Raw genomic sequence first — 24680 nt, 5'->3', positions numbered from 1 at the left:
GATGCGCGCCTCCCGGCCCCGACCCCGCGCCTACTGGAACGCCGCCTCGACAAAGCTGCGCAGCTTGCGGCTGTGCAGCTTCTCCAGCCCGTAGTCGCGCATGATCTCCAGCGCCAGCATGCCGATGGCCAGGTGCTGGTCCACCCGCTCGCGGTAGAAGCGGTTGGCCATGCCCGGCAGCTTCAGTTCGCCGTGCAGCGGCTTGTCGGAGACGCACAGCAGCGTGCCGTAGGGCACCCGGAAACGGAAGCCGTTGGCGGCGACGGTGGCGCTCTCCATGTCCAGCGCGATGGCGCGGGACTGGCTGAACCGTTGCACCGGCTCGCGGTAGTCGCGCAGCTCCCAGTTGCGGTTGTCGATGGTGGCGACGGTGCCGGTGCGCATGATCGCCTTCAGGTCGTAGCCCTCCAGCCCGGTGATGCGGGCCACGGCCCCTTCCAGCGCCACCTGCACCTCGGCCAGCGGCGGCACCGGCACCCAGGTCGGCAGGTCGGCGTCCAGCACCTTGTCCTCGCGGACATAGCCGTGCGCCAGCACATAGTCGCCCAGCCGCTGCGTGTCGCGCAGGCCGGCGCAGTGGCCCAGCATCAGCCAGACATGCGGGCGCAGCACGGCGATGTGGTCGCTGATCGTCTTGGCGTTGGACGGGCCGACGCCGATGTTGACGATGGTGATGCCGTTCCCGTCCGCTCGCTTCAGGTGGTAGGCCGGCATCTGCGGCAGCCGCGCCGCCCGCTCGCCCTCCGGCGCCCGGCCGGGATAGACGGCCTGGTTCCAGGTGACGCGGTCGCCCGGCTCGACGAAGGCGATGTACTGGCGGCGGTACTCCGCCACGGCCGGATCGTCGGCGGGCTGCATGATCTCGTGCCCGCGGCGCACGAACTCGTCGATGTAGAACTGATAGTTCGTGAACAGCACGTAGTTCTGCACATGGTCCGGGCTGGTCGCCGTGTAGTGCTTCAGCCGGTGCAGGCTGTAGTCCACCCGGGGCGCCGTGAACAGGGCCAGCGGCTCCGGCTCGCCCGGCGGGGTCACATGGGTGCCGTTGACGATGCTGTCATCCATCAGCGACAGGTCGGGCAGGTCGAAGAACTCCCGGAGCTGGTAGAGGCGCTCGGGGTCCAGGTTGCCCTCGACATGCATGCCTTCCGGGAAGGCGAACTGGATCGGGATGGGGACGTCGGAAACCCCCACCTCCAGCGGTGCGGCGTGATTCACCAGGAGCTGCCGGAACTGCTCGCGGTAATAGTGGCCGAAGATGTCCGGCCGCGTCAGCGTCGTGCGGTAGAGGCCCGGGGCCGCGACGAAGCCGAAGGAGAGGCGGCTGTCCACCCGGGGCTCGTGCTGGACGCGGAGCTGTACGAACGGGTAGCAGGCCCGCACCCGCCCGCCCAGGTCGGCGCCGCCGGCGAAGGCGGCGAAGCGGTCGCGCAGGTGGCCCGCGGCGGCATCGTACAGCTCGGCGACGCGGCGCAGGGCCGCCTCGGCATCCTGGAAACTCTCGATCTTCGTGTGTTCGACCGTGCCAGGCACGTCGTCCTCCTCTTCTTTTCTTTTCTTCACCCTCGTCCCCTCTCATTCCGGCACGGTCCGGTCAAGCGGGATGTGAGTCGTCCGGGGGGATGGCCGTGACCGGCCGGCCGGGGCTATGGTGGCTTCCATGCGGATGCCCCGGTTTCTCCTCCTCCCGCTGCTGGCCGCGATGCTGACGCCGTGGCCGGCACTGTCCCAGACCGCCCCGCAGCGGCCGGCACTGCCCGGCATCATCGGGACCGACGACCGCCAGCCGTTCGAGCCCGACGTCTGGCCCTACACCGCGATCGGCCGGGTGAACCGGGAGGCCGGCGGCTTCTGCACCGGCACGCTGGTGGCGCCGCGGCTGGTGCTGACGGCGGCGCACTGCCTGCTGCACCCCCGCACGCGGCTGTTCGTGCCGCCCCACACCCTTCATTTCGTGGCCGGCTACCAGCGGGGGGAGTTCGCGGTACACGCCCGTGGCGCCTCCTACGAGGTGGGGCCGGGCTACCGGCCCGGGCGCGGCGCCAGCCTTGCCACCGTCTCCCACGACTGGGCGCTGCTGCTGCTGGACGCGCCGGTGGCGCTGCGGCCGGTGCCGGTGCGCCCGCTCTCCGCCGCGGCGGTGGAGGCGGCGCTGGGCCGGCATACCCTGTCGCGCATCGGCTACGGCCAGGACCGGGCGCACCTGCCGATGCGGGCCGCCGGTTGCGGCCTGACCGGGATCGGCAGCGGCATCGCCACGGCGCAGGGCCGGGCCGACCCGGACCTCTGGCTGCACGACTGCGACGCCGTGCCGGGGGACAGCGGCTCCGCCATCCTCAGCGGCAGCGGCGACGACCTTGCCGTGGTGGCGGTGCAGGTTGCCGTCACCAGTGCCGGCTACAACGCCGCCGTCTCCGCCGGCGCCTTCGCGGAGGCGCTGGCACGGCTGTCCGCGGGGGGCAGTCCGCTCCCGCCGCCGCCCGCGGCCCCGCCCTGACGGCAGCTGTCAGGCGTCGATGCCCACGGCCTCCGCCAGCGCGACCAGCCGGCGGGCCTGCTCCACATGCAGCGCCTCGACCAGCTTGCCGTCCACCACCGTGATGCCCTTGCCGGCGGCGGTCGCCTCGGCATGGGCGGCGATCAGACGGCGGGCGCGGGCGACCTCGTCGGGCGTCGGGGCGAAGGCGCGGTTCGCCGCCTCGATCTGGTTGGGGTGGATCAGGGTCTTGCCGTCGAAGCCCAGCTCCCGGCCCTGCCGGCAGGCGGCCGCCAGCCCCTCGGCATCGTCCAGGTCCAGATGCACCCCGTCCAGCACGGCCAGTCCGTTCGCCCGGCCGGCCAGCAGCACGAGGCCGAAGCTCGTCAGGAAGGGCAGCCGGTCGGGCGTGTGGGCACAGCGCAGGTCCTTCGCCAGATCGGAGGTGCCCATCACCAGGCAGGCGAGGCGGGGGGAACCGGCGGCGACCTCCGCCACGTTCAGGACGCCGCGCGGCGTCTCCACCATTACCCAGAGGGCGAGGCTCTCCGGCGCCCCGGCGGCGGCCAGCACCCGCTCCGCCTGACGCAGGGCCTCCGCCGTCTCCACCTTCGGCAGCAGCACCGCGTCGGCGCCGCAGGTCGCGGCGGCGGTCAGGTCGGCGTGGCCCCAGGGCGTGTCCAGCCCGTTGACCCGCACCACCACCTCGCGCCGGCCGTAGCCGCCCGCCCGCACTGCGGCCACCACCTGCGCGCGGGCCTGCGGCTTCGCTTCCGGGGTGACCGCGTCCTCCAGGTCCAGGATCAGCCCGTCCGCGGGCAGCGTCCGGGCCTTCTCCAGCGCCCGGGCGTTCGCACCGGGCATGTAGAGGACGGAGCGGCGGGGGCGGTCGTGCATGGCGGATCTCCCGGGTCCAGGGTTCTCGGCGGGCATCCTAGGCGGTAGGGTCGGATCAGGAAAGCCTGACCCGGACCGTGATGACGACCATCCTGACCATCCAGTCCCACGTCGCCTTCGGCCATGTGGGCAACCGCGCCGCCGTCTTCCCCCTGGAACGGCTGGGCTGCGAGACCATCGCCGTGAACACGGTGCAGTTCTCCAACCACACCGGCTACGGCGCCTGGACGGGCACCGTCTTCCCGCCCGACCATGTGGCGGAGATCCTGGCGGGGGTGGCGGCGCGCGGCGGGCTCGCCGGCTGCGATGCGGTGCTGACCGGCTACATGGGCGATGCCGCCCTGGGGGCGGTCGTGCTGGACGCGGTGGTGCGGGTCAAGGGGCTGAACCCCAGGGCCGTCTGGTGCTGCGATCCGGTGATGGGCGATGTCGGCCGCGGCTTCTTCGTCCGTCCGGGCATTCCGGAGTTCTTCCGGGACCGGGCGGTGCCGCTGGCGGACATCATCACGCCCAACCAGTTCGAGCTGGAATACCTCTCCGGCCGTGTCGTGGAGGACCTCGCCGGGGCACTGGAGGCGACGGCGGCCGTGCGCGCCCTGGGACCGCGGCTGGCGCTGGTCACCAGCCTCGCCCGGCGGGATGCGCCGGCCGACCGGATCGAGATGCTGCTCGACACGCCGGACGGCGCCTGGATCGTCGCCACGCCGCGGCTCGACCTCACCCCGCCGGCGAACGGGGCGGGCGATGCCACCGCGGCGCTGTTCCTGGCGAAGCTGCTGGAGACGGGCTCCCCTGCCGAGGCGCTGGGCCATGCCGCTTCCGCCATCTATGCCGTCTTCACCGCCACGGCGGCGGCCGGCCGGCGGGAGTTGCAGCTCATCGCCGCGCAGGAGGAGCTGGTGCGTCCGCGCCGCCTGTTCGTGCCCGAGAAGGTGCGCTGACGTCGCCGGACCCGTCTTCCCTGCGCGGGACCGCCGCGGTCGCTTTCGCTTGTCACCACCCCTGTGCCCGCGCTACCCCCATCGGCAGCACGGTTTCCGGAGTCGCACCATGGTCCGTACCGCCTTCCTGCCGCTCGTCCTGCTCCTTGCGCTGCCAGCCCTGCCGGCCGCGGCCCAGGGGGGAGCCCAGGTCGGAGACGCACCCGCGGGGCCGACGGGGGAGTTCGGCTGCGAGGTCGGGCGGGAGAATCCCTGCCGCGGCCGGGTCGATTTCGAGCGCGGCCGCTCTTACGAGTTCCGCATCGCCGGTCCCGGCGAAGCGGTCTTCCACAATGAGGGCAACCGGCGCTGCGTGCTGGAATACAGCCTGACCGAATCCGCCCTCGCCACCACCGGCCGCCGGCTGGAGATGGCGCCGGGCCAGTCGACCACCCTGCCGGTCAAGGACGCCACCGGCATGATCGTGCGCTTCTTCAACCGCGGGCTCGGCACGCCGACCTGCGACCTGCTGGTGGAACTGCGCGGCTGATCCGCGGCCCCCGCCCCGGCGGAGGTTCCGCAGAAACGCGAACGGCGGCCCTCGGGCCGCCGTTGTCGCTTCCGGATGCCGTCCGGGCGGCGGTCAGAGATGACCGTCGCGGATCATCGTCTCGGCGATCTGCACGGCGTTCAGCGCAGCGCCCTTGCGCAGATTGTCGCCGACGATCCACATGGAGAGGCCGTTCTCCACGGTGATGTCCTCGCGCAGGCGGCTGACGAAGACATTGTCCTCCCCCGCCACCTCGACCGGGGTGACATAGCCCTCATCCACGCGGTGGTCGATGACGGAGACGCCGGGGGCGGCGCGCAGGGCGCGGCGGGCCTCGTCTGCCGTGATCGGGCGCTCGAACTCGACGTTCACCACCTCGGAATGGCCGATGAAGACGGGCACGCGCACGCAGGTGGCGGCGACCTTGATCTTCGGGTCCAGGATCTTCTTCGTCTCCACCACCATCTTCCACTCTTCCTTGGTGGCGCCGTCGTCCATGAAGGAGTCGATGTGCGGGATGACGTTGAAGGCGATCTGCTTGGTGAACTTCTTCCGCTCCACCGGATCGTTGACGTAGATGGCGCGGGTCTGGGTGAACAGCTCGTCCATGGCGTCCTTGCCGGCGCCGGAGACGGACTGGTAGGTCGCCACCACGACGCGCCGGATCGTCGCCAGATCGTGCAGCGGCTTCAGCGCCACCACCATCTGGATGGTGGAGCAGTTCGGGTTGGCGATGATGCCCTTCTTGCACCAGCCGGCGATGGCGCCGGGGTTCACTTCCGGCACGACCAGGGGCACGTCGGGGTCCATGCGGAACTGGCTGGTGTTGTCGATCACCACGGCGCCCGCCTCGGCGGCGCGCGGCGCGAAGGCGGCCGACACCTTGGCCCCCGGCGAGGACAGAACGATGTCGATGCCCTTGAAATCGAACCTCGACAGGTCCTGGACCCGCAGCTCGTCGTCCTCGCCGAAGGAGACGACCTGGCCGACGGAGCGCTCGGACGCCAGCGCCACCACCTCGTCGGCGGGGAAGCTGCGCTCCGCCAGGATCTGGAGCATTTCGCGCCCGACATTGCCGGTGGCGCCCACGACGGCGACCTTGTAGCCCATCTTCCCGTTCCCTGTTGACGGTTTCGACCGAAACAGTCCGTGGCTTGACAAGCCGCGGGTTGCATCCTGACTTATCCATCGGGCGTCGTCTTGACAAGAATCCGACGTCCGCGCTCAGGCGGCGGGAGGAATGCGTCCATGGCTGAACGCCTCTACACGACCTACACCGATTTCTGGCCCTTCTACCTGCGCGAACACAGCCGGCCAGCGACCCGTGCCTTCCATTATGCGGGCACGGCCCTGGGGCTGGCCTGTGTCATCTACGCGCTGGTGGCCGGGCGGCCGCTCTGGTTGCTCGGCCTGCCCCTGTGCGGTTACTTCTTCGCCTGGCTGTCCCATGCCACGGTGGAGCGGAACCGTCCGGCGACCTTCACCTATCCGCTGTGGTCGCTGGTCAGCGACTTCCGCATGTTCTTCCTGTTCCTGGCCGGCCGCCTGGACGGGGAACTGCGGCGGGCCGGGGTTTCGGCCGAGGCTTGATCTGAAAGGGGATGCGGTCCGGTGCCGTCGATCGTTGAGACCATCGCCCAGTCCATCAAGCGGGCGGACCGCACCCTGTTCAACGAGAACTACGTCAAGCAGGCCGAGGCGGTCGTCGAGGGGCTGCGCCGGGCGGGCTACGAGGTGGTGCCGCTGCGCCCGCCCGAGACGCTGGTGGAATACGCGGTCGAGAACATCCCCTTCGGTCGGCTGCGCCCGTCCGACCTGATCCGCACGCTCTACACCACCATGGTGTCGAACTGCCGCAGGTTCACCGGCTGACGCCGCAGGGTCACCGGCTTGCGCCGCAGGGTCACCGGCTGACGCCGCAGGGTCACCGGCTGACGCCGCCGGGCGGACGGATCGCATTTTGCTAAACTTCCCGCTTCCCAACGGCGTGGCCGTGCCGGTCTAATGTCCTCTCCGGGCGCACCTTGCGTCCGTGAAGGCCGGTTCCGTCCATGCATGTCTGTGTCGAGGGTGGTGACGAGTCCCCGATCTGGCGGCGGCCCTCCCTGCCGGAGGTGCTTCAGGCCGTCGCACGGCACCAGAAGCTGCTGGAGGGCCGGCCCGGCGGCCAGCGCGCGATCTTCGTCCTGTGCGACCTGTCGGAGATGCCGCTCTCCGGTGTCAATCTCTCCGACGCGGACCTTACCGGCTCCCGCTTCGACCGGGCGCTGCTGGCCCGGACCCGGCTCAAGGGCGCGAACCTGTTCGCCGCGGATCTGCGGCTGACGAACCTGCAACAGGCCGATCTCAGCCGCGCCGACATGCGCGGCATCATCCTGCGCGGGGCCGACCTGTCCGGTGCCCGCCTGCGCGAGGCGGACGTGCGGGAGGCGGTGCTGGCCGTCTATCGCGGCGGCCGGCCGCTGCCGCAGACCTTCGACGGGCGTATCCCGAACCTCACCGGCCTGATCGCCGCCAAGGCGGACTTCAGTGAGGTCCGCATGAACGGCGCCGTCGTCATGCGGGCGGACTTCACCGACGCCAACCTCGCGCGGGTCGATCTGCGCGACGCCGACCTGCGCGGCGCCAATTTCCGGGGCGCCAATCTGGAGGGGGCCAACCTCCAGGGCGCCCAGGTCCAGGAGGCGGACTTCGCCGGCGCCGTGCTGACCGATGCGCAGTTGCGCGACGTGCAGGCGGCGGGGGCCAACTTCCGCGGTGCCATCCTCGATCCGCGCGGGACCGCCGACCTGCGGGTCCGCGGCGCGCTGCTGCCCGGCGGGGCGGAGGTGGCGGAGGCGCTGTTCGACGTTCTGGATCAGCATGCCGCCTGGGTCCACACCGCCGGGCGGGAGGGACGGCGGGCCGACCTGACCGGCTGGGACATCTCCGCCAAGGATCTGCGCCACGTCACCCTCACCGCGGCGAATCTCTCCTGCGTGCTGGCCCGGCGCATCCTGCTGACCGGGGTCAATCTCGTGATGGCGGACCTGTCCTGCGCCGACCTGCACTCCGCAGCACTTGTCGGTGCCGACCTGCGCGGCGCCAATCTGGAGCGGGCGCATCTGGCCGGGGCCGACCTCCAGGGGGCCAACCTGGGTATCCTCGTCGGGCTGGGCGCCCCCGACCGGCGCTGGCCGACCCGTCTCAACCGCGCCCGGCTGGCCGGGGCCAATCTGCGCAACGCCGACCTGCGCGGCGCCCTGCTGGCCGACGCCGACCTGCGTCAGGCTGACCTGCGCGGCGCCCGGCTGGACGGCGCGGTCCTCGACGGGGCCAGCCTCCAGGGCGTCCGCCAGGACTGACCGGCCCCGCCACCTTCACCCGCTCCCGCTGTCTCCGCCGCCATCGGCCGGCCTTCGCTGGGCGTTGACGCGCGCCCGTCTTCCTGCCAAGAAGCGATACGTTATAACATCACATTTCGGGCCGCCGGGTGGCGGACCCGTTCTGCGAGGGGAGTTCCCGATGAAGGTCGCATGGGCAGCCGCGACGGTCGCGGCGCTGGGCGGTGGCGTGCTGGCGCCGGGTGTCGCGCAGGCGCAGACCCCCGAGGCCGATCCGCACGGGCGGACGGGGATCGAGGAGATCGTCATCACCGCCTCGCCCTTCGGCCAGCGGCGTTTCGACGTGCTGCAAGGCACGTCCGTCCTGGCCGGGGAGGCGTTGGAGCGGGCGCTGTCGGCCTCGATCGGTGAGACGCTGGACCGGCTGCCGGGTGTCAGCCAGACCGCCTTCGGCCAGGGCGCGTCCCGGCCCGTGATCCGCGGTCTGGGCGGCGACCGGGTGCGCGTGCTGGTCGGCGGTATCGGCACCATCGACGCCTCCACCACCAGCCCGGACCATGCCCCCGCCGTCGATCTCGCCACGGCGCAGCGGGTCGAGGTGGTGCGCGGGCCGGCGGCGCTGCTCTACGGTTCCAACGCGATCGGCGGCGTCGTCAACGTGCTGGACGGCCGCGTGCCGATGGCGCGGCCCGAGGGCGGCACGGCGGCCCTGGCCCGGCTGGGTTACGGCAGCAATGCGAACGAGCGTCTGGCCGCGGCGGGCGTGGATCAGGCGCTGGGCGACACCCTGGTGCTGCATGCCGACGGCTACTACCGCAAGGCCGACGACTTCGAGGTGGACGGTCATGCCTGGTCCGCCGCGCGGCGGGCCGAGGAGGCGGCGGAGCATGCCGGCCATGCCCACGAGATCGACCAGGGGCCGGTCGGGACCGTGGACAACAGTGACCTGGAGCAGAAGGGCGGCACCCTGGGTCTGAGCGCCGTCGGCGACTGGGGCTTCCTGGGCGCCAGCGTCGGCCGCACGGACTCCCGGTACGGTATCCCCGGCGGGCATTCCCACGGGCACGCCGAGGAGGAAGACCACGATCACGACCATGGTCATGACCATGACCATGACCACGATCATGGCGAGGAGGAGAACGTCCATATCGATCTGGAGCAGACCCGCCTGGACGTGATCGGGGAGATCGACCGCGACTTCCTGGTCTTCGATACCACCCGCCTGCGGTTCGGCTGGGCCGACTACAAGCACACCGAACTGGAGGGCGACGAGGTCGGCACCGTCTTCAAGAACAAGGGCTGGGAAGGCCGGGTGGAACTGGTGCAGCGGCCGGTTCAGGGACTGCTGGGCGGCAGCCTGGACGGCGCGTCCGGTGTCCAGGCCCAGCGCCGCGACTTCCGCGCCGACGGCGAGGAAGCCTTCGTACCGCCCAGCGTGACCGAACAGTACGGCCTGTTCACGGCGCAGCGGCTGGACCTCGGTCCTTGGGCGCTGGAGGCCGGTGCGCGCATCGAGCGGCAGTCGGTCGAGGCGTCGGACATCCGCTTCGACCGCGACTTCACGGGCCTCAGCCTCTCCGGCGGGGCGGCCTACCGTTTCGCGGACGGCTGGCTGCTGGGCGCCAGCCTGTCCCGCACCGAGCGGGCGCCGAACGCGGAGGAACTGCTCTCCGACGGGCCGCACCTCGCCACCGGGATCTACGAGGTCGGCGACCGGACCCTGGACGAGGAGACGGCCGTGGGCGTGGAGGCGACCCTGAAGAAGACCGGCGGTCCCGTCACCGGCGCCCTCAACATCTACCGCACCGACTTCGACGGCTTCATCTACGAGGCCTTCACCGGGGCGGAGGAGGACGGGTTGCCGGTGGCGCAGTATTCCGCCGCCGACGCCCGCTTCTGGGGCTTCGAGGTGGAACTGGGGGCGGCGGTCTGGCGCAGCGGCGACCAGGCCGTGCTGCTGGACGCCTCCGCCGAATATGTCCGGACCCGGAACAAGGATCTGGACGAGCCCCTGCCGCGCATCCCGCCGCTCCAGCTCCGCGGCGGCGTGTCTTACGAAACGCCCGTCTTCGCCGCCCGGGCGGAGGTGGTCTGGGCCGACGACCAGGACCGCACGGCGTCCTTCGAGCTGCCGACGGACGGCTACACCGTCCTGAACGCGTCGCTGGACTGGCACCCCTTCGCGGGGCGCGACATCAGCCTGCTGCTGGAGGCCCGCAACATCACCGACGAGGAGGTACGGCTCTCCACCTCCTTCCTGAAGGACCGCGTGCCGCAGCCCGGCCGCGACTTCCGCGTGCTGCTGCGGGGGGCGTTCTAGCCCCCGGCGGCAGGGGCCGGCCGCCAGTAGCTGTAGCCGTAGGCGGCGCGGAAGCCCAGGCGGGCATACAGGCGGTTGGCCGGGGCGTTGTCGCACCCGACCTGGAGGTAGGCGCCCCGCGCCCCCTCCCGGCGGGCGGCGGCAAGCACGGCCCGCACCGCGCGGCCGCCATGGCCGCGGCCGCGCAGGTCCGGCCGCGTCGCCACCTTGAACACCCCGACCCGGCCGCGGTCCACCACGCCCAGGGCGACCGCGGCCGCCTGCCCCTTGTCCCAGGCGGTGGCATAGAGGCAGGGCATCGGGATCGCCGCCAGGATGGCGCGCAGGAAGGGCAGTTCCGCTTCCGGCACCGGCACCATCGCCAGCCAGGCGCGGAGCCAGCCTTCCTCCAGCAATGGCGCGACGGCGGTCGCGGCGGGCGCATCGGCCGCAAGACCGTCCAGCACCTGCACGGCGTTGTCGCCCTGTCGGGCGAATCCCGCGGCCGTGAGCGCCCCCTCCAGGTCGTCGGGGCAGAGCGGCGTCGTCCGGAACAGCGGGGTCAGGCCCTGGGCGCGGTATTGCGCCGCAGCGAAGGCGATCTTCTCCGCCACCGGCAGCACGCCGGGCGCGATAACGTTCACCGAATTGGCCCGGCCCGTGTGCCCGCCGGAGAAGCGCAGCAGCCAGCCGTCATGGTGGACCGTCTTCAAGGCCGGCCACGCCGTCAGGCTCAGGTCTTCCAGCAGCGCGGTTTCGGCCGACAGCGTGGTCTGGTCAGGGGCGGCCACGGCGGTCCCCGGGGCTGGAGGGGAGGGACAAGCACCCAGGGTAACCGGGGGGCGGTGCCCGGGCAATGGTCATGCAGCCTAACCCTTTGGTCGGGCAACTCTGTTGCGGGGTGGCGCCGGCGCCGTTGACGAACCTCGGACCGGTCGGGTAACAACAAAACCACTCGCACTGCCTGCCCACCGCCGGCGGAGCCCGTTTCCCATGGCCGTCCGGCCGCTGGGGACCGTGGTCATCCGGCCGGCCAATCCGGACCGACAGAGCCGGACGCACCCGGAACCCGAGGATCGCCACCCATGACCGAGCAATCCGCGGCCACCACGCCCACGTCGGGGCGCCCCCGGCCGCTGTCCCCCCATCTCCAGGTCTACCGGCTGCCGCTTCCGGCCATCGCCTCCATCACCCACCGCGTCACCGGGGTGGGGCTGGCCGCCGGCACGCTGCTGCTGGCCTGGTGGCTGATCGCCGCCGCCATGGGTCCGGAGGCCTTTGCCACGGTGCAGGCTGTCGTCGGCTCGCCCCTGGGGCTGCTGTGCCTGCTCGGCTGGGTCTGGGCGTTCTGGTACCACGCCATGAACGGCGTGCGGCACCTGCTCTGGGACGCCGGCTACGGCCTGGAACTGGGGCCCGTCTACCGCGGCGGCTACCTCGTCTGGGGCGGCTCCATCGGCCTGACGGTCGCCACGGCGATCGTCGCCTTCTCCGTCATGTGAGGGGACTGAACCCATGTCCGCCAACCAGCCCGATGCCGGCTTCCGCACCCCGCTGGGGCGCGTCCGGGGCCTCGGTTCCGCCCGTTCCGGTTCCGCCCATTGGTTCGGCTACCGGATGCTGGCCGCGGCCAACGTGCCGCTGCTGCTCTGGCTTCTGGTGTCGCTGATCCCGCTCGCCGGGGCCGGCCATGCCGAGGTGGTGGCCTTCCTGCAACGGCCGTTGAACGCCGTCCTGATGCTGCTGACGATCGGCGCCATCTTCTACCACGCCGCCTACGGCATGATGGAAGTGCTGGAGGACTACGTCCAGGCCAAGCTGGTGAAGACCCTGGCCGCCGCCCTGGTCAAGGGCGGTTGCCTGCTGCTGGCCGTCGCCAGCGCCTTCGCCGTCCTCAAGATCGCTCTCGCCTGAAGGTCCACGACATGGCTACCGCCTACCCGATCACCGACCACTACTACGACGTCGTCGTCGTGGGCGCCGGCGGCGCCGGCCTGCGCGCCACCTTCGGCATGGCCGAGAAGGGGCTGAAGACCGCCTGCATCACCAAGGTGTTCCCGACCCGCAGCCATACCGTGGCAGCGCAGGGCGGCATCTCGGCGGCGCTGGGCAACATGGGCGAGGACGACTGGCGCTACCACATGTACGACACCGTGAAGGGGTCGGACTGGCTGGGCGACCAGGACGCCATCGAATACATGTGCCGTGAGGCGATCCCGGCCATCATCGAGCTGGAGCATTACGGCGTGCCCTTCTCCCGCACGGCGGAGGGCAAGATCTACCAGCGCGCCTTCGGCGGCATGACCACCCGTTACGGGGAGGGCCGGGCCTACCGCACCTGCGCCGCCGCCGACCGCACCGGCCACGCCATCCTGCACACGCTCTACCAGCAGTCGCTGAAGCACCAGGCCGAGTTCTTCGTCGAGTACTTCGCCCTCGACCTGATCATGGACGATGAGGGCGTCTGCCGCGGCGTGCTGGCCTGGAACCTGGACGACGGCACGATCCACCGTTTCCGCGCGCACCAGACGGTGCTGGCGACGGGCGGCTACGGCCGCGCCTACTTCTCCTGCACCTCGGCCCACACCTCCACCGGCGACGGCGGCGGCATGGCGCTGCGCGCCGGCCTGCCGTTGCAGGACATGGAGTTCGTGCAGTTCCACCCGACCGGCGTCTACGGCGCGGGTTGCCTGATCACCGAGGGCGTCCGCGGCGAGGGCGGCTATCTGACCAACGCCAAGGGCGAGCGCTTCATGGAGCGCTACGCGCCTTCGGCCAAGGATCTGGCCAGCCGCGACGTGGTCAGCCGCTCCATGACCATCGAGATCCGCGAGGGCCGCGGCGTCGGCGAGCATGCCGACCACATCCACCTGCACCTGGAGCACCTGGACCCGGCGATCATCCACGAGCGCCTGCCCGGCATCGCCGAGACGGCGAAGATCTTCGCCGGCGTGGACGTGACGAAGGAGCCGATCCCGGTGCTGCCGACCGTCCACTACAACATGGGCGGCATCCCGACCAACTATAAGGCCGAGGTGGTCGCCCCCCGCGGCGACGATCCGGACCGCGTTGTCCCCGGCCTGATGGCGATCGGCGAAGCGGCCTGCGTCTCCGTTCACGGGGCCAACCGCCTGGGCTCGAACTCGCTGCTCGACCTCGTGGTGTTCGGCCGCGCCGCCGCCATCCGCGCGGCGGAGATCGTCACGCCCGGCGCCCCGCACAAGGACCTGCCGGCCAGCAGCATCGACCGCGCGCTGGAGCGGCTGGACAGCCACCGCAACGCCAAGGGCGATGTGCGCGTGGCGCATCTGCGGCTGGAGATGCAGAAGGTCATGCAGAACAACTGCGCCGTCTTCCGCACCGGCGAGGTGCTGGAGGAGGGCGTGGAACTGATGCGCAAGGCGTGGGAGAAGCGCCCCTTCATCGGCGTCAGCGACCGTTCCCTGATCTGGAACTCCGATCTGGTGGAGGCGCTGGAGCTGGACAACCTGATGTACCAGGCCGTCGCCACCATCACCTCGGCGGCCAACCGCCAGGAGAGTCGCGGCGCCCACGCCCGCGAGGACTTCCCCGAGCGCGACGACGAGACCTGGATGAAGCACACGGTCGTGTGGGTGAAGCCGGACGGCGAGGTGGCCCTGGACTACCGCCCGGTCCACATGAACACCCTGACCAACGAGGTCCAGGCCTTCCCGCCCAAGGCGCGGGTGTACTGAGGGCCGGGGCGCCGGCGACGGCGCCCCACCCTTGCGAACCGCCTGTCACCCACCGCCCGCCCGGGCGGCACGACGAAATGGAACGCCGGCAGCACCGGACGCCGCCAGTCTGAGGACGGAACGACAATGGTCGAATTCACCCTTCCCGCCAATTCCCGGGTCAAGTCCGGCAAGACCGTCCGGTCCGCTTCCAAGGAGGCGAAGCGGACCCGCCGCTTCCGCATCTACCGCTACGATCCGGACTCCGGCGAGAACCCGCGGGAGGACGTCTTCGAGATCGACCTCGACAAGTGCGGGCCGATGGTCCTGGACGCGCTCAACCACATCAAGAACGACGTGGACAGCACGCTGACCTTCCGCCGCTCCTGCCGCGAGGGCATCTGCGGCTCCTGCGCCATGAACATCGACGGGCGCAACACGCTGGCCTGCCTGAAGCCGATCGACGAGGTGAAGGGCGACGTCAAGATCTACCCGCTGCCGCACCAGCCGGTGGTGAAGGATCTGGTGCCGGACCTGTCGCAGAACTACGCCCAGCTCGCCTCGGTGAAGCCGTGGTTGCAGACGCAGAGCCCGGCGCCCTCACGCGAGCGGTTGCAGAGCCCGGAGGAACGCGAGAAGCTGAACGGCCTCTATGAGTGCATCCTCTGCTTCTGCTGCACCACCGCCTGCCCCAGCTACTGGTGGAACGGGGACCGCTATCTCGGTCCGGCCGTGCTGTTGCAGGCCTACCGTTTCATCGCCGACAGCCGCGACGAGATGACGGGCGAGCGCCTCGACAATCTGGAGGACCCGTTCCGGCTCTACCGCTGCCACACCATCATGAGCTGCACCCAGACCTGCCCCAAGGGTCTGAACCCGGCCAAGGCGATCGCCGAGATCAAGAAGCTGCTGGTCGAACGGCGGAGCTGATCCCCGGGCCGCTCCGGCGGCCATGGGACGGAGACGACGAAGGGCGGACCCCGCGGGGCCCGCCCTTCTGCATTGTCGGGCAGGGCTGCCCGGCCGGTTCAGCGCACCGTCGCCACGTCCGTCAGCGCGCCGTCGGTGACCGTGCAGCGGATGGTCCGCGTCTCCTGGCCGCTGCGGCCGCGCTTCGGCGTCAGGGTGAAGGTCTGCGTCACCGTCTGCTTCGCCCCTTCCGTCCGCATCTCCGGCAACTCGAAGGCGACCCGGTAGTCGTCGTCGTAGCTGCGGTAGACCTCGCGGCGGCAGATGTCGGTGGCCGAGCGCGGCCGGTAGGCCCCGTCGCGCCACTCATCCGTCTCCCCGTTCACCTCGATGGCGCAGCCGGCCAGGAACAGCAGGGCGCCGAGCAGCGGCAGCAGGCCGAGCGTCAGGCGGGCGGCCGGCGTCCGGGCGGTCCGTGTGGCGAGAACGGCGGTTGGGCGGTCGGTCGGGGCGGGCATCCGTGTCTCCTCGGGTCTCGCGCCCGGACTGATCCTTCAGGGCGCACGGGAAGGGAGGATACGGTGCCGCCGCCGTCGCGCAACGACCGTTACCGCCGCGTTACCCGGCTTTACCGCGCGGCAATGCGCCGTCGCGGTCGGGTAACGGGGGCGGTCGGTGGGGTGAGGTCAGCGTACCCTGGCGCGGGCGATGGCGCGGGCGAACAGGCCGGGGAAGAAGCGCTTGAGCGCCAGAGCCGCCGCCTCGCGCCGGCCGCCGACATAGACCTCGTCCCGGCCGGCGGTGACGGCGTCCAGGATGCGCGCGGCACAGATGTCCGGGTCCAGGCCAGCGGCCAGCATGGCGTCCATGCTGCCCTGGGGCGTGCCGTCGCCGGTGAGCGCGTTCTGCGAGACGGCGGTGCGGATGAAGCCCGGCATCACCAGGGTGACGCCGATGCCCGTGCCCGCCAGCTCCGCCCGCAGGCTGTCGAAGAAGCCGTGCAGCGCGTGCTTGCTGGCGGCGTAGGTCGAGCGCAGCGGCGTGCCCAGCTTGCCGACCACGCTGGTGATGACGACGATGCGGCCGTCGCCGCGCTCCAGCAGGTGCGGCAGCAGGGCCTTGGTCACGGCGACGCTGCCGAAGAAGTTCACCTGCATGATGCGCTGGTCCACCTCCAGCGCCGTGTCCTTCGCCAGACTGCGCTGGCTGATGCCGGCATTGTTGACCAGCAGGTCGATGCGTCCGAAGGCGGCCACCGCTTCCCGCGCCTTCTCCGGCACCTCCGCCAGCGCGGCCACGTCCATCGGCAGCAGCACGATCTCGGCCCCGCCGCAGGCCGCGCGCACCCGCTCCAGCTCCGCCTGCCGGCGGGCGGAGAGCACCAGCCGCGCCCCGCGGGCCGCGAACGCCTTGGCCAGCGCTTCCCCGATGCCGGAGGAGGCACCCGTGATCCAGACGACGCGGCCCTGGACGCTCATGGCACCGGGCCCTTCTCCCCGGCCGGGGGCTCCGCCGCCTCCGGCACCTGATGCTTCATGATGACAGGGATCTGCGCCGCGCTGAAGACCAGCGTCAGCGGCAGGATGCCGAACACCTTGAAGGTCACCCAGTCGTCCGTGCCCAGGGTGCGCCAGACCACCTCGTTCAGCCCGGCCAGCAGCACGAAGAACCAGGCCCAGCGCACCGTCAGGATGCGCCAGCCGCGGTCCGTCAGCTCCATCACCGTGCCCAGCACCAGCTTCAGCAGGTTCCGGCGCAGCGCCAGCCCGGCGAACAGGGTGGCGGCGAACAGCAGGTTCACCACCGTGGGTTTGATCTTGATGAACAGGTCGTCATGCAGCCACAGGGTCAGGCCGCCGAACAGCATGACGAAGAAGCAGCCCACCACCGGCATCACCGGCAGCCGCCGCTCCAGATGCCAGTTCACAGCCAGCGCCGTGGCGGTGGCGGCCATGAAGACCGCCGTACCCGCCATGATGCCCTGGAGATTGTTGACGACGAAGAACACGGCCAGCGGCCCCGCCTCCAGCAGCAGGCGGAGGAGCGGCGGCAGCGGCCGGCGCGCCGCTGCCGTTCCGCCGGCGGGCGGGCCGGAGTCGGGGACGGAAGCGGGCGGGGCGGGGGCGTCGGCGGCGGGCGGGGCGGGGATCGTCTCAGGCATGCCCCTGATGTAGCGGTCCCGTGCCCGGGCCGCCAGAGCCGATTTCCGCCCGTTTCCCGACATCACCGGGCGCGCCCACGGCCCGGACAGGGCACCCATGCCGGGGTTTGCCCTTCCCGAAACGGGCGCAGGCCGCTATATATCCGCCCGACACCGCCCGGCCCCCTGCCTGATGCATGGAGCCGGGCCTTTTTCGTGCGCCGCTGCCGTCCCGGCCGAGGACCGCCGCCGCGCCCTGCTTCGGGACGGACCCCATGGAACTGCGCAATATCGCCATCATCGCGCACGTCGACCACGGCAAGACGACGCTGGTGGACATGCTTCTCAAGCAGTCCGGTTCGTTCCGGGAGCACCAGCAGGTCGCAGAGCGGGCCATGGACTCCAACGACCTGGAACGCGAGCGCGGCATCACCATCCTGGCGAAGTGCACCAGCGTCGTCTGGGACGGCACCCGCATCAACATCGTGGACACGCCGGGCCACGCCGATTTCGGCGGCGAGGTCGAACGCATCCTGAACATGGTGGACGGTGTCTGCCTGCTCGTCGATGCGGCGGAAGGTCCCCTGCCGCAGACCAAGTTCGTGCTGGGCAAGGCGCTGAAGCTCGGCCTGCGCCCCATGGTGGTGATCAACAAGGTGGACCGTCCCGACGCCCGCCCGGACGAGGTCCACAACGAGATCTTCGACCTGTTCGCCGCCCTGGACGCCAATGACGAACAGCTCGACTTCCCGACCCTGTTCGCCTCCGGCCGCAACGGCTGGGCGATCGAACACCTGGACGATGAGCGCAAGGACCTGAGGCCGCTGTTCGATCTGGTCCGCCGCCATGTGCCGCCGCCCAAGGTGGTGGCCGACGCTCCCTTCACCATGCTAGCGACGACGCTGGAGGCCAACCCCTATCTCGGCCGCCTGCTCACGGGGCGCATCCAGTCCGGCAAGGTCCGCCCGAACATGGCGATCAAGGCCCTGACCCGCGACGGCAAGCTGATCGAGGCCGGGCGCGTCTCCAAGGTGCTGGCCTTCCGCGGGCTGGAGCGTGTCGGCATCGACGAGGCGGAGGCGGGCGACATCGTGGCGCTCGCCGGCCTGACCAAGGCGACCGTGGCCGACACCATCTGCGACACCTCCGTCGAGGAGGCGCTGCCGGCGCAGCCGATCGACCCGCCGACCCTGGCCATGACCTTCGGCGTCAACGACAGCCCGCTGGCGGGCCGCGAGGGCGACAAGGTCACCAGCCGCATGATCCGCGACCGCCTGATGCGCGAGGCGGAGGGCAACGTCGCCCTGCGCATCCGCGAGACGGAGAACACCGACGCCTACGAGGTGGCGGGCCGCGGCGAGCTTCAGCTCGGCATCCTGATCGAGACGATGCGGCGCGAAGGCTACGAGCTGTCCATCAGCCGCCCGCGCGTGCTGTTCAAGCCCGATCCCACCACCGGCCAGCGGCTGGAGCCGATCGAGGAGGTGGTGATCGACGTGGACGAGGAATACTCGGGCGTCGTCGTCAACAAGCTGAACGAGCGCAAGGGCGAGATGCTGGAGATGCGTCCGTCCGGCGGCAACAAGGTCCGGCTGGTCTTCCACGTCCCCTCGCGCGGCCTGATCGGCTACCAGGGGGAGTTCCTGACCGATACCCGCGGCACCGGCGTGATGAACCGCCTGTTCCACGGCTACGCCCCCTACAAGGGTCCGATCCAGGGCCGGCGCAACGGCGTGCTGATCGCCAACTCCGACGGCGAGGCCGTGGCCTATGCGCTGTGGAACCTTGAGGACCGCGGCCCGATGATGATCGAGCCGGGCTGGAAGGTGTACCGCGGCATGATCGTGGGCGAGCACACCCGCGGCAACGACCTGGAAGTCAACGTGCTGAAGGGCAAGCAGCTCACCAACATCCGCACCACCTCGAAGGACGAGGCGGTGCGCCTGACCCCGCCGATCAACATGTCGCTGGAGAAGGCGCTCAGCTACATCGAGGACGACGAGCTGGTGGAGGTGACGCCGAAGTCGATCCGCCTGCGCAAGAAGCTGCTCGATCCGAACGACCGCAAGCGCGCCGAGAAGCAGGCCGAGGCGAGCTGAGCCGCGGCCCGGTTCCAGAGAGTCGGTCCTGAGAACCCCCGCCCGTAAGGGCGGGGGTTTTTCATCGGGACCATGGTGTCTGATCGAACTCCGCTTCCGCTGTGGGAGAGGGGCTTGCATCTCCATTGAGTCGGCGGTCCGTTTCAGCCACTGTCTCGCGCAGGCATGGAGCGGAGGGCGCGCGGACGGTCATGGGTGGGCCTTTGCACGGACGGCTCCTGGATACCGCCGGAACGATGGCGGACGGCCTGATCGACTGCTTCCTGCCGTCCCCGGTCCGCGATGGTGGGGAGGAACGCGCGCTGGTCCGCTACCGGAGCTGGGTGCGCACCGCTCTCGTCATCATCCTCGTCTCCAGCGGCTTCGCCGTCGGCTCCCTGTTCTGGGGCGGGGAGTCCGGTTTCGCCGCCTTCCTGGGTTTCCTGCTGTTCACCGTCGGGGTGGCCGTCCAGCTTCTTGCCATCCGCGATGGCTGGCCCCTGACCCAGGTGCATCTGGCCGCCATCGCCACCATGTCCGTGCTGGCCTGGCTGTTGTCGCAGACGGGGGGCGTCGCCTCGCCCTTCACGGTCCTGATGCTGGTCGGGGCCCTGGTCATCAGCAATTTCGGGCGGCCGCGGCTGATCGCCCTGATGTTCGGCGTCTTCACGGCCTACATCCTGCTGGTCCATGCCCTGGGACAGACGGGGCTGCTGCCCGCGGCGCCCGAGGTGCAGTCCGACGCCTGGCATCTGGCCGCGTTGCTGGGAGCGGTCGTGGTCGGGCTGGCCGGCAACATCTCCGCCCAGGCGGCCCGGCGCCAGGCCCGCAGCATGCTGCGTCAGGCCCGCGATACCGCGGAGGCCCGCCGTGCCCAGGCCGAGGAGGCGCACCGCGAGGCGGAGGCCGCGCTGGCCACGCTGCGCGCGGCGCAGGAACAGATCGTCTTGCAGGAGAAGCTCGCTTCCCTGGGCGGGCTGGTCACCGGGGTGGCGCACGAGGTCAGCGCCCCCGTCGGCATCGTCATCACCGGTATCTCCCAGATCCGCGACGAGATCGCTGTCCTGCGCGACGCCCTGGCCCGCAACGCCATGAGCCCCGCCGACCTGGAGGAGTTCCTCAGGTCCTCCGACGAGCTGTGCCGGCTGATCCAGGCCAACGGGCGGCGCGCGGCCGACCTGATCGGTGCCTTCAAGGAGGTGGCGGCGGACCAGTCGAGCGAGGGCCGCCGCAGCTTCGACCTTGCCGCCTATGTCCGCGAGGTGCTGGCCAGCCTGTCGCCGAAGGTGCGGGAGGCCGGGCACCGGGTCGAGGTGGCGATCGAGGACGGGCTGGTGGTGGACAGCTATCCGGGTCCGCTTGCCCAGGTGCTGACGAACCTTGTGTTGAACTCCCTGTTGCATGGCTATGAGGACGGCAGCACGGGAACCCTGCGGATCGAGGCGCGGCGGCGGGGCGGCGGCTGGGTCGAACTGGTCTACAGCGACGACGGCCGTGGCATTCCGCGGGCCCTGTGGCCGCGCATCTTCGAACCCTTCTTCACCACCCGGCGCGACCGGGGCGGCACCGGCATCGGCCTGCACCTGGTCTGGAGCATCGTCACCGGCACCCTGGGAGGGCAGGTGCAGGTGGGAGAGGCGCCGTCGGGCGGGGTGCGCTTCGTCGTCCGCTTTCCGTCCATCGCGCCCGAACTCAATCCCGCCAGCGCCGATCCCTGATTCCCCCGATCGCCGGAAGGGGCAACCGCGGCCTGCTCCTGCCCCTTCCGGCGATCGGGGCGACGGCGCCTTGCGCAGCACAACCGGCGCTCGTACTCTTGCCCCGGGACCGTCTCAACCATAAAGCAACCCATGGAGCGGAGGACTTAATGGTCGATGTTGTCATTGCCGGCGCAGCGCGCACGGCCATCGGTGCCTTCAACGGCGGTCTCAGCACCGTTCCTGCCCACTATCTGGGGGAAGTCGTCATCCGTGAGGCGCTGGCGCGCGCCCGGACCGACGCGGCCGAGGTCTCGGAGGTCGTGCTGGGCCAGATCCTGACGGCGGGTGCCGGCCAGAATCCCGCGCGGCAGGCGGCGGTGAACGCCGGCATCCCGGTGGAGCGGACGGCCTACGGCATCAACCAGCTCTGCGGCTCGGGCCTGCGCACGGTGGCGCTGGGCTATCAGGCGATCCTGCTGGGCGATGCCGAGGTGGTGGTCGCCGGCGGGCAGGAGAGCATGAGCCAGTCGCCGCACTGCGCCCATCTGCGGCCGGGCGTGCGCATGGGCGACGCGACCTTTGTCGATACCATGCTGAAGGACGGCCTGCTGGACGCCTTCAACGCCTACCACATGGGCAACACGGCGGAGAACGTCGCGGAGAAGTGGCAGATCACCCGCGAGCAGCAGGACGACTTCGCCGCCGCCTCGCAGCAGAAGGCGGAGGCCGCGATGAAGTCCGGCCGCTTCAAGGACGAGATCGTCCCGGTGAAGATCGCCACCCGCAAGGGCGACGTGATCGTCGATACCGACGAGCACCCCAAGGCCGGCACCACGGCCGAGGCGCTGGCGAAGCTTCGGCCGGCCTTCAGGAAGGATGGCACGGTCACGGCCGGCAATGCCTCGGGCATCAATGACGGGGCGGCGGCGCTGGTCCTGATGACGGCCGACAACGCCGCCCGCCGCGGCGTCGCCCCGCTGGCGCGCATCGTCTCCTGGGCCACCGCCGGCGTCGATCCGGCGGTGATGGGCTCCGGCCCGATCCCGGCCTCCCGCGCCGCGCTGAAGAAGGCGGGCTGGACGGTGGACGATCTCGACCTGATCGAGGCCAACGAGGCGTTCGCGGCCCAGGCCTGCGCCGTGAACAAGGACCTCGGCTGGGATACCGCCAAGGTCAACGTGAACGGCGGCGCCATCGCGCTCGGCCATCCGATCGGCGCCTCCGGCGCGCGGGTGCTGGTCACGCTGCTGCACGAGATGCAGAAGCGCGACGCGAAGAAGGGGCTCGCCACGCTCTGCATCGGCGGCGGCATGGGCATCGCCCTCTGTGTCGCCCGCGACTGAGCCTCACTTCCGGCGGGGCCGCGGTCCGCGGCCCGCTGTCCAGGTGTCAACCAACCGACCAATCGGGGGGAAACGAAGATGGGACGCGTTGCATTGGTTACCGGCGGTACCCGCGGCATCGGCGAAGCGATCTCCGTGGCGCTCAAGGATGCCGGTTATTCGGTGGCCGCCAACTACGGCGGCAATGACGATGCCGCCCGCCAGTTCTCGCAGCGGACCGGCATTCCCGCCTACAAGTTCGACGTCTCGGACTTCGAGGCGGTACAGGCCGGCGTTGCCCGCGTGGTCAGCGACCTCGGCCCGGTGGAGGTGCTGGTGAACAACGCGGGCATCACCCGCGACACCACCATCCACCGCATGACCTTCGAGCAGTGGGACGAGGTGATCCGCACCAACCTGACCTCCTGTTTCAACCTTTCCCGCGCCGTCATCGAGGGCATGCGCGAGCGCGGCTTCGGCCGCATCGTCAACATCGGCTCCGTCAACGGCCAGGCCGGGCAGTACGGTCAGGTCAACTACGCCGCCGCAAAGTCCGGCCTGCACGGCTTCACCAAGGCGCTGGCGCAGGAGGGGGCGGCCAAGGGCATCACCGTCAACGCCATCGCGCCGGGCTACATCGACACGGACATGGTCCGCTCGGTGCCGCCGAACGTGCTGGAGAAGATCGTCGCCCGCATCCCCGTCGGCCGCCTGGGCAAGGCGGAGGAGATCGCCCGCGGCGTGCTGTTCCTGGTCGGGGACGATGCCGGTTTCATCACCGGCAGCACCCTCTCCATCAATGGCGGCCAGCACATGTACTGATCCGGCGGACCCGGTTCCGCTCCGTCCGGACGGCCCCGGGGTTCCCCGGGGCCGTTCGCGTCGTGCTCCGCCTTGCGAGGCCCGGCCGGGGCGGCTACTCAGGACCGATGACAGATATCCAGCCCAGGCCGCCTGCCCACGCCTTTCCCGACCAGCCGCGCGTCGGCGTCGGCTGCATCGTCTGGAAGGACGACCGGATCCTGCTCATCCGGCGCGGCAAGCCGCCGGGGGAGGGGGAGTGGAGCCTGCCCGGCGGCAGCCAGGAGCTGGGGGAGACCCTGGCCGATACGGCTGCCCGCGAGGTGTGGGAGGAGACGGGCGTCGTCGTCCGCCCGACCGGCGTGCTGACGGCGGTGGACAGCATTCTCCGTGCCCCCGACGGTCGCATCCACTTCCATTTCACCATCGTCAACGTAGAGGCCGACTGGCTCTCCGGCGAGCCGGTGCCGGGCGATGACGCGCTGGAGGCACGCTGGGCGACGGCGGAGGAGTGGCGGTCGCTGGTGGCGTGGCCTGCGCTGCTGGAGGTGCTCGACCTCGCACGGATGCGGCGGACGCAGGTCTGACAGGCCGGCCGGCGGGGCGTCCGCCGGGTGCGGCCCCTTGCGGGCGGTGCGGCGCCCGCGTACCACCGTGGCATGTCCAGCCCTGCCGCCGTCCTCTCGCCCTCCGTCGCCACCGTCCGCCGCGCCACCCTGATCGGCGCGACGGCGATCCTCCTGTGGTCCACGCTCGCCAGCCTGACCGCGTTCGCCGGCCCGGTGCCGCCGTTCCAGATGGTGGCCATGAGCTTCGGCGTCGGCGGCGTCACGGGGCTGCTGGTCCAGATCGTCCGCGGCCGGCCGCTGTCGCAGGCGCTGCGCCAGCCGCTGCCGGTCTGGCTGCTGGGGGTGGGCGGGCTGTTCGGCTACCATTTCTTCTACTTCATCGCCATGCGTACCGCGCCGGCGGTGGAGGCGAACCTCATCAACTATCTCTGGCCGCTGTTCATCGTGCTGTTCTCCGGCCTGCTGCCGGGCGAGCGGCTGGGGCGCGCGGCACTGGCCGGGGCTGCGGCCGGGCTGGCGGGCACGCTGCTGCTGGTCGGCGGCGGGGCCGAGACGGGGGAGATGGGCGGCGGCCACTGGGCCGGCTACCTGTCGGCCCTGGCCTGCGCCCTGATCTGGTCGGCCTATTCTGTGGCGATGCGCCGGCATGGCGAGGTGCCGACGGAGGCGGTGACCGGATTCTGTCTCGGCACCTCGATCCTGGCGGCCCTTTGCCACCTGCTGTTCGAGGTGACGGTGTGGCCGCAGGGGGCTGCCTGGGTGGTGGTGCTGGCGATGGGGCTGGGGCCGCTCGGCATCGCCTTCTTCGTCTGGGACCACGGCATCAAGCGCGGCGACATCCAGACCCTGGGGGCGCTCAGCTATGCCGCCCCGATGCTCTCCACGGCGCTGCTGATCGCGCTGGGCCGGGGCGAGCCGACACCGACCCTGGGGCTGGCCTGCCTGCTGATCGTCGGCGGTGCCGTCATCGCCGGCCGCGGCCTCGCCCGCGGATAGCGCGC

24 protein-coding genes are annotated in these 24680 nt (G+C 70.9%); 17 read left to right on the top strand and 7 right to left on the bottom strand.

The genetic code is table 11. The annotated features are described in order from the left end of the window. Positions 1-30: 30 nt before the first annotated feature. Complete coding sequence (locus tag ACFQPS_RS13950) at positions 31-1533, bottom strand: AMP nucleosidase (RefSeq protein ID WP_377359828.1); 1503 nt, start codon at positions 1531-1533, stop codon at positions 31-33. A 133-nt stretch (positions 1534-1666) separates the two neighbouring features. Between ACFQPS_RS13950 and ACFQPS_RS13945 the strand changes: the two genes are divergently transcribed. Next, positions 1667-2497, top strand: coding sequence for a trypsin-like serine peptidase (locus ACFQPS_RS13945; RefSeq protein WP_377359827.1), 831 nt, complete (start codon positions 1667-1669; stop codon positions 2495-2497). 9 nt (positions 2498-2506) lie between these two features. Here ACFQPS_RS13945 and ACFQPS_RS13940 read toward each other — a convergent pair whose 3' ends face one another. Further along, positions 2507-3373 carry an HpcH/HpaI aldolase/citrate lyase family protein gene (locus tag ACFQPS_RS13940; RefSeq protein ID WP_377359826.1) on the bottom strand — a complete coding sequence of 289 codons (867 nt, stop codon included), beginning with the start codon at positions 3371-3373 and terminating at the stop codon, positions 2507-2509. An 80-nt stretch (positions 3374-3453) separates the two neighbouring features. Between ACFQPS_RS13940 and pdxY the strand changes: the two genes are divergently transcribed. After that, complete coding sequence (gene pdxY, locus ACFQPS_RS13935) at positions 3454-4314, top strand: pyridoxal kinase PdxY (RefSeq protein WP_377359849.1); 861 nt, start codon at positions 3454-3456, stop codon at positions 4312-4314. Positions 4315-4423: 109 nt separating this feature from the next. Further along, positions 4424-4843: a hypothetical protein gene (locus ACFQPS_RS13930; protein ID WP_377359825.1), complete on the top strand. Its 420-nt coding sequence runs from the start codon at positions 4424-4426 to the stop codon at positions 4841-4843. 93 nt (positions 4844-4936) lie between these two features. Here ACFQPS_RS13930 and ACFQPS_RS13925 read toward each other — a convergent pair whose 3' ends face one another. After that, a complete protein-coding gene (locus tag ACFQPS_RS13925; RefSeq protein WP_377359824.1) occupies positions 4937-5953 on the bottom strand; it encodes an aspartate-semialdehyde dehydrogenase in 1017 nt (338 codons plus the stop codon). Positions 5954-6091: 138 nt separating this feature from the next. On the opposite strand from ACFQPS_RS13925, the gene ACFQPS_RS13920 reads away from it, so the two are divergent. The 4 genes from ACFQPS_RS13920 to ACFQPS_RS13905 all read left to right on the top strand — a co-directional run bounded on the left by ACFQPS_RS13920 (position 6092) and on the right by ACFQPS_RS13905 (position 10486). Then, a complete protein-coding gene (locus tag ACFQPS_RS13920; protein WP_377359823.1) occupies positions 6092-6433 on the top strand; it encodes an Mpo1-like protein in 342 nt (113 codons plus the stop codon). Between the two features lie 21 nt (positions 6434-6454). After that, entirely contained in the window at positions 6455-6715 is a 261-nt protein-coding gene (locus ACFQPS_RS13915; RefSeq protein WP_377359822.1) for a hypothetical protein, read from the top strand. Positions 6716-6894: 179 nt separating this feature from the next. Continuing rightward, positions 6895-8187, top strand: a complete 1293-nt coding sequence (locus ACFQPS_RS13910) for a pentapeptide repeat-containing protein (RefSeq protein ID WP_377359821.1) — start codon at positions 6895-6897, stop codon at positions 8185-8187. A 160-nt stretch (positions 8188-8347) separates the two neighbouring features. Further along, positions 8348-10486, top strand: coding sequence for a TonB-dependent receptor (locus ACFQPS_RS13905; RefSeq protein WP_377359820.1), 2139 nt, complete (start codon positions 8348-8350; stop codon positions 10484-10486). Here the strand turns inward: ACFQPS_RS13905 and ACFQPS_RS13900 are convergent. Then, positions 10483-11256, bottom strand: a complete 774-nt coding sequence (locus tag ACFQPS_RS13900) for a GNAT family N-acetyltransferase (RefSeq protein ID WP_377359819.1) — start codon at positions 11254-11256, stop codon at positions 10483-10485. The two genes, ACFQPS_RS13905 and ACFQPS_RS13900, sit on opposite strands and share 4 nt — an antisense overlap. 294 nt (positions 11257-11550) lie before the next feature. Here ACFQPS_RS13900 and sdhC point away from each other — a divergent pair, with 294 nt between their 5' ends. The 4 genes from sdhC to ACFQPS_RS13880 all read left to right on the top strand — a co-directional run bounded on the left by sdhC (position 11551) and on the right by ACFQPS_RS13880 (position 15090). Beyond that, the gene (gene sdhC, locus ACFQPS_RS13895) at positions 11551-11967 is read left to right on the top strand and encodes a succinate dehydrogenase, cytochrome b556 subunit (protein WP_377359818.1); all 417 of its coding nucleotides are present in this window, start codon (positions 11551-11553) and stop codon (positions 11965-11967) included. Positions 11968-11980: 13 nt separating this feature from the next. Then, the gene (gene sdhD, locus ACFQPS_RS13890; RefSeq protein ID WP_377359817.1) at positions 11981-12379 is read left to right on the top strand and encodes a succinate dehydrogenase, hydrophobic membrane anchor protein; all 399 of its coding nucleotides are present in this window, start codon (positions 11981-11983) and stop codon (positions 12377-12379) included. Between the two features lie 11 nt (positions 12380-12390). Then, entirely contained in the window at positions 12391-14181 is a 1791-nt protein-coding gene (gene sdhA / locus ACFQPS_RS13885; RefSeq protein WP_377359816.1) for a succinate dehydrogenase flavoprotein subunit, read from the top strand. A 126-nt stretch (positions 14182-14307) separates the two neighbouring features. After that, positions 14308-15090, top strand: a complete 783-nt coding sequence (locus ACFQPS_RS13880; RefSeq protein ID WP_012569057.1) for a succinate dehydrogenase iron-sulfur subunit — start codon at positions 14308-14310, stop codon at positions 15088-15090. A 98-nt stretch (positions 15091-15188) separates the two neighbouring features. Here ACFQPS_RS13880 and ACFQPS_RS13875 read toward each other — a convergent pair whose 3' ends face one another. The 3 genes from ACFQPS_RS13875 to ACFQPS_RS13865 form a co-directional block, all read right to left on the bottom strand. Further along, a complete protein-coding gene (locus tag ACFQPS_RS13875) occupies positions 15189-15587 on the bottom strand; it encodes a hypothetical protein (protein WP_377359815.1) in 399 nt (132 codons plus the stop codon). A 168-nt stretch (positions 15588-15755) separates the two neighbouring features. Then, on the bottom strand, positions 15756-16547 hold the full coding sequence (locus ACFQPS_RS13870) for an SDR family oxidoreductase (protein ID WP_377359814.1): 792 nt from the start codon (positions 16545-16547) through the stop codon (positions 15756-15758). Beyond that, positions 16544-17230: a septation protein A gene (locus ACFQPS_RS13865; protein WP_377359813.1), complete on the bottom strand. Its 687-nt coding sequence runs from the start codon at positions 17228-17230 to the stop codon at positions 16544-16546. The genes ACFQPS_RS13870 and ACFQPS_RS13865 overlap by 4 nt, the downstream gene beginning before the upstream one ends. Positions 17231-17484: 254 nt before the next feature. On the opposite strand from ACFQPS_RS13865, the gene typA reads away from it, so the two are divergent. From typA to yddG, 6 genes are all read left to right on the top strand, one after another. Next, on the top strand, positions 17485-19308 hold the full coding sequence (gene typA / locus ACFQPS_RS13860; RefSeq protein ID WP_377359812.1) for a translational GTPase TypA: 1824 nt from the start codon (positions 17485-17487) through the stop codon (positions 19306-19308). A gap of 236 nt (positions 19309-19544) precedes the next feature. After that, complete coding sequence (locus ACFQPS_RS13855; protein WP_377359811.1) at positions 19545-21005, top strand: sensor histidine kinase; 1461 nt, start codon at positions 19545-19547, stop codon at positions 21003-21005. A gap of 149 nt (positions 21006-21154) precedes the next feature. Continuing rightward, complete coding sequence (locus ACFQPS_RS13850) at positions 21155-22330, top strand: acetyl-CoA C-acetyltransferase (protein ID WP_377359810.1); 1176 nt, start codon at positions 21155-21157, stop codon at positions 22328-22330. Positions 22331-22408: 78 nt separating this feature from the next. After that, positions 22409-23131: an acetoacetyl-CoA reductase gene (phbB, locus tag ACFQPS_RS13845; protein WP_377359809.1), complete on the top strand. Its 723-nt coding sequence runs from the start codon at positions 22409-22411 to the stop codon at positions 23129-23131. A 107-nt stretch (positions 23132-23238) separates the two neighbouring features. Then, positions 23239-23697, top strand: a complete 459-nt coding sequence (locus tag ACFQPS_RS13840) for an NUDIX hydrolase (RefSeq protein ID WP_377359808.1) — start codon at positions 23239-23241, stop codon at positions 23695-23697. A 72-nt stretch (positions 23698-23769) separates the two neighbouring features. Further along, complete coding sequence (gene yddG / locus ACFQPS_RS13835; RefSeq protein ID WP_377359807.1) at positions 23770-24675, top strand: aromatic amino acid exporter YddG; 906 nt, start codon at positions 23770-23772, stop codon at positions 24673-24675. Positions 24676-24680: the final 5 nt, after the last annotated feature.

The sequence above is a fragment of the Rhodocista pekingensis genome (genome assembly GCF_042665545.1).
In the GTDB taxonomy this organism is placed as follows: domain Bacteria; phylum Pseudomonadota; class Alphaproteobacteria; order Azospirillales; family Azospirillaceae; genus Rhodocista; species Rhodocista pekingensis.
Note: the sequence above shows the minus strand (reverse complement) of the source record. Positions and strands in the feature narration are given on the sequence as shown.

Bases quoted from the DNA above. Each gene is read 5' to 3' on its own strand.
- ACFQPS_RS13945 (WP_377359827.1), top strand. From the start codon at position 1,667: ATGCCCCGGTTTCTCCTCCTCCCGCTGCTGGCCGCGATGCTGACGCCG.
- ACFQPS_RS13940 (WP_377359826.1), bottom strand. From the start codon at position 3,373: ATGCACGACCGCCCCCGCCGCTCCGTCCTCTACATGCCCGGTGCGAAC.
- pdxY (WP_377359849.1), top strand. From the start codon at position 3,454: ATGACGACCATCCTGACCATCCAGTCCCACGTCGCCTTCGGCCATGTG.
- ACFQPS_RS13930 (WP_377359825.1), top strand. From the start codon at position 4,424: ATGGTCCGTACCGCCTTCCTGCCGCTCGTCCTGCTCCTTGCGCTGCCA.
- ACFQPS_RS13925 (WP_377359824.1), bottom strand. From the start codon at position 5,953: ATGGGCTACAAGGTCGCCGTCGTGGGCGCCACCGGCAATGTCGGGCGC.
- ACFQPS_RS13920 (WP_377359823.1), top strand. From the start codon at position 6,092: ATGGCTGAACGCCTCTACACGACCTACACCGATTTCTGGCCCTTCTAC.
- ACFQPS_RS13910 (WP_377359821.1), top strand. From the start codon at position 6,895: ATGCATGTCTGTGTCGAGGGTGGTGACGAGTCCCCGATCTGGCGGCGG.
- ACFQPS_RS13905 (WP_377359820.1), top strand. From the start codon at position 8,348: ATGAAGGTCGCATGGGCAGCCGCGACGGTCGCGGCGCTGGGCGGTGGC.
- sdhC (WP_377359818.1), top strand. From the start codon at position 11,551: ATGACCGAGCAATCCGCGGCCACCACGCCCACGTCGGGGCGCCCCCGG.
- sdhD (WP_377359817.1), top strand. From the start codon at position 11,981: ATGTCCGCCAACCAGCCCGATGCCGGCTTCCGCACCCCGCTGGGGCGC.
- sdhA (WP_377359816.1), top strand. From the start codon at position 12,391: ATGGCTACCGCCTACCCGATCACCGACCACTACTACGACGTCGTCGTC.
- ACFQPS_RS13880 (WP_012569057.1), top strand. From the start codon at position 14,308: ATGGTCGAATTCACCCTTCCCGCCAATTCCCGGGTCAAGTCCGGCAAG.
- ACFQPS_RS13875 (WP_377359815.1), bottom strand. From the start codon at position 15,587: ATGCCCGCCCCGACCGACCGCCCAACCGCCGTTCTCGCCACACGGACC.
- ACFQPS_RS13870 (WP_377359814.1), bottom strand. From the start codon at position 16,547: ATGAGCGTCCAGGGCCGCGTCGTCTGGATCACGGGTGCCTCCTCCGGC.
- ACFQPS_RS13865 (WP_377359813.1), bottom strand. From the start codon at position 17,230: ATGCCTGAGACGATCCCCGCCCCGCCCGCCGCCGACGCCCCCGCCCCG.
- typA (WP_377359812.1), top strand. From the start codon at position 17,485: ATGGAACTGCGCAATATCGCCATCATCGCGCACGTCGACCACGGCAAG.
- ACFQPS_RS13855 (WP_377359811.1), top strand. From the start codon at position 19,545: ATGGCGGACGGCCTGATCGACTGCTTCCTGCCGTCCCCGGTCCGCGAT.
- ACFQPS_RS13850 (WP_377359810.1), top strand. From the start codon at position 21,155: ATGGTCGATGTTGTCATTGCCGGCGCAGCGCGCACGGCCATCGGTGCC.
- phbB (WP_377359809.1), top strand. From the start codon at position 22,409: ATGGGACGCGTTGCATTGGTTACCGGCGGTACCCGCGGCATCGGCGAA.
- ACFQPS_RS13840 (WP_377359808.1), top strand. From the start codon at position 23,239: ATGACAGATATCCAGCCCAGGCCGCCTGCCCACGCCTTTCCCGACCAG.
- yddG (WP_377359807.1), top strand. From the start codon at position 23,770: ATGTCCAGCCCTGCCGCCGTCCTCTCGCCCTCCGTCGCCACCGTCCGC.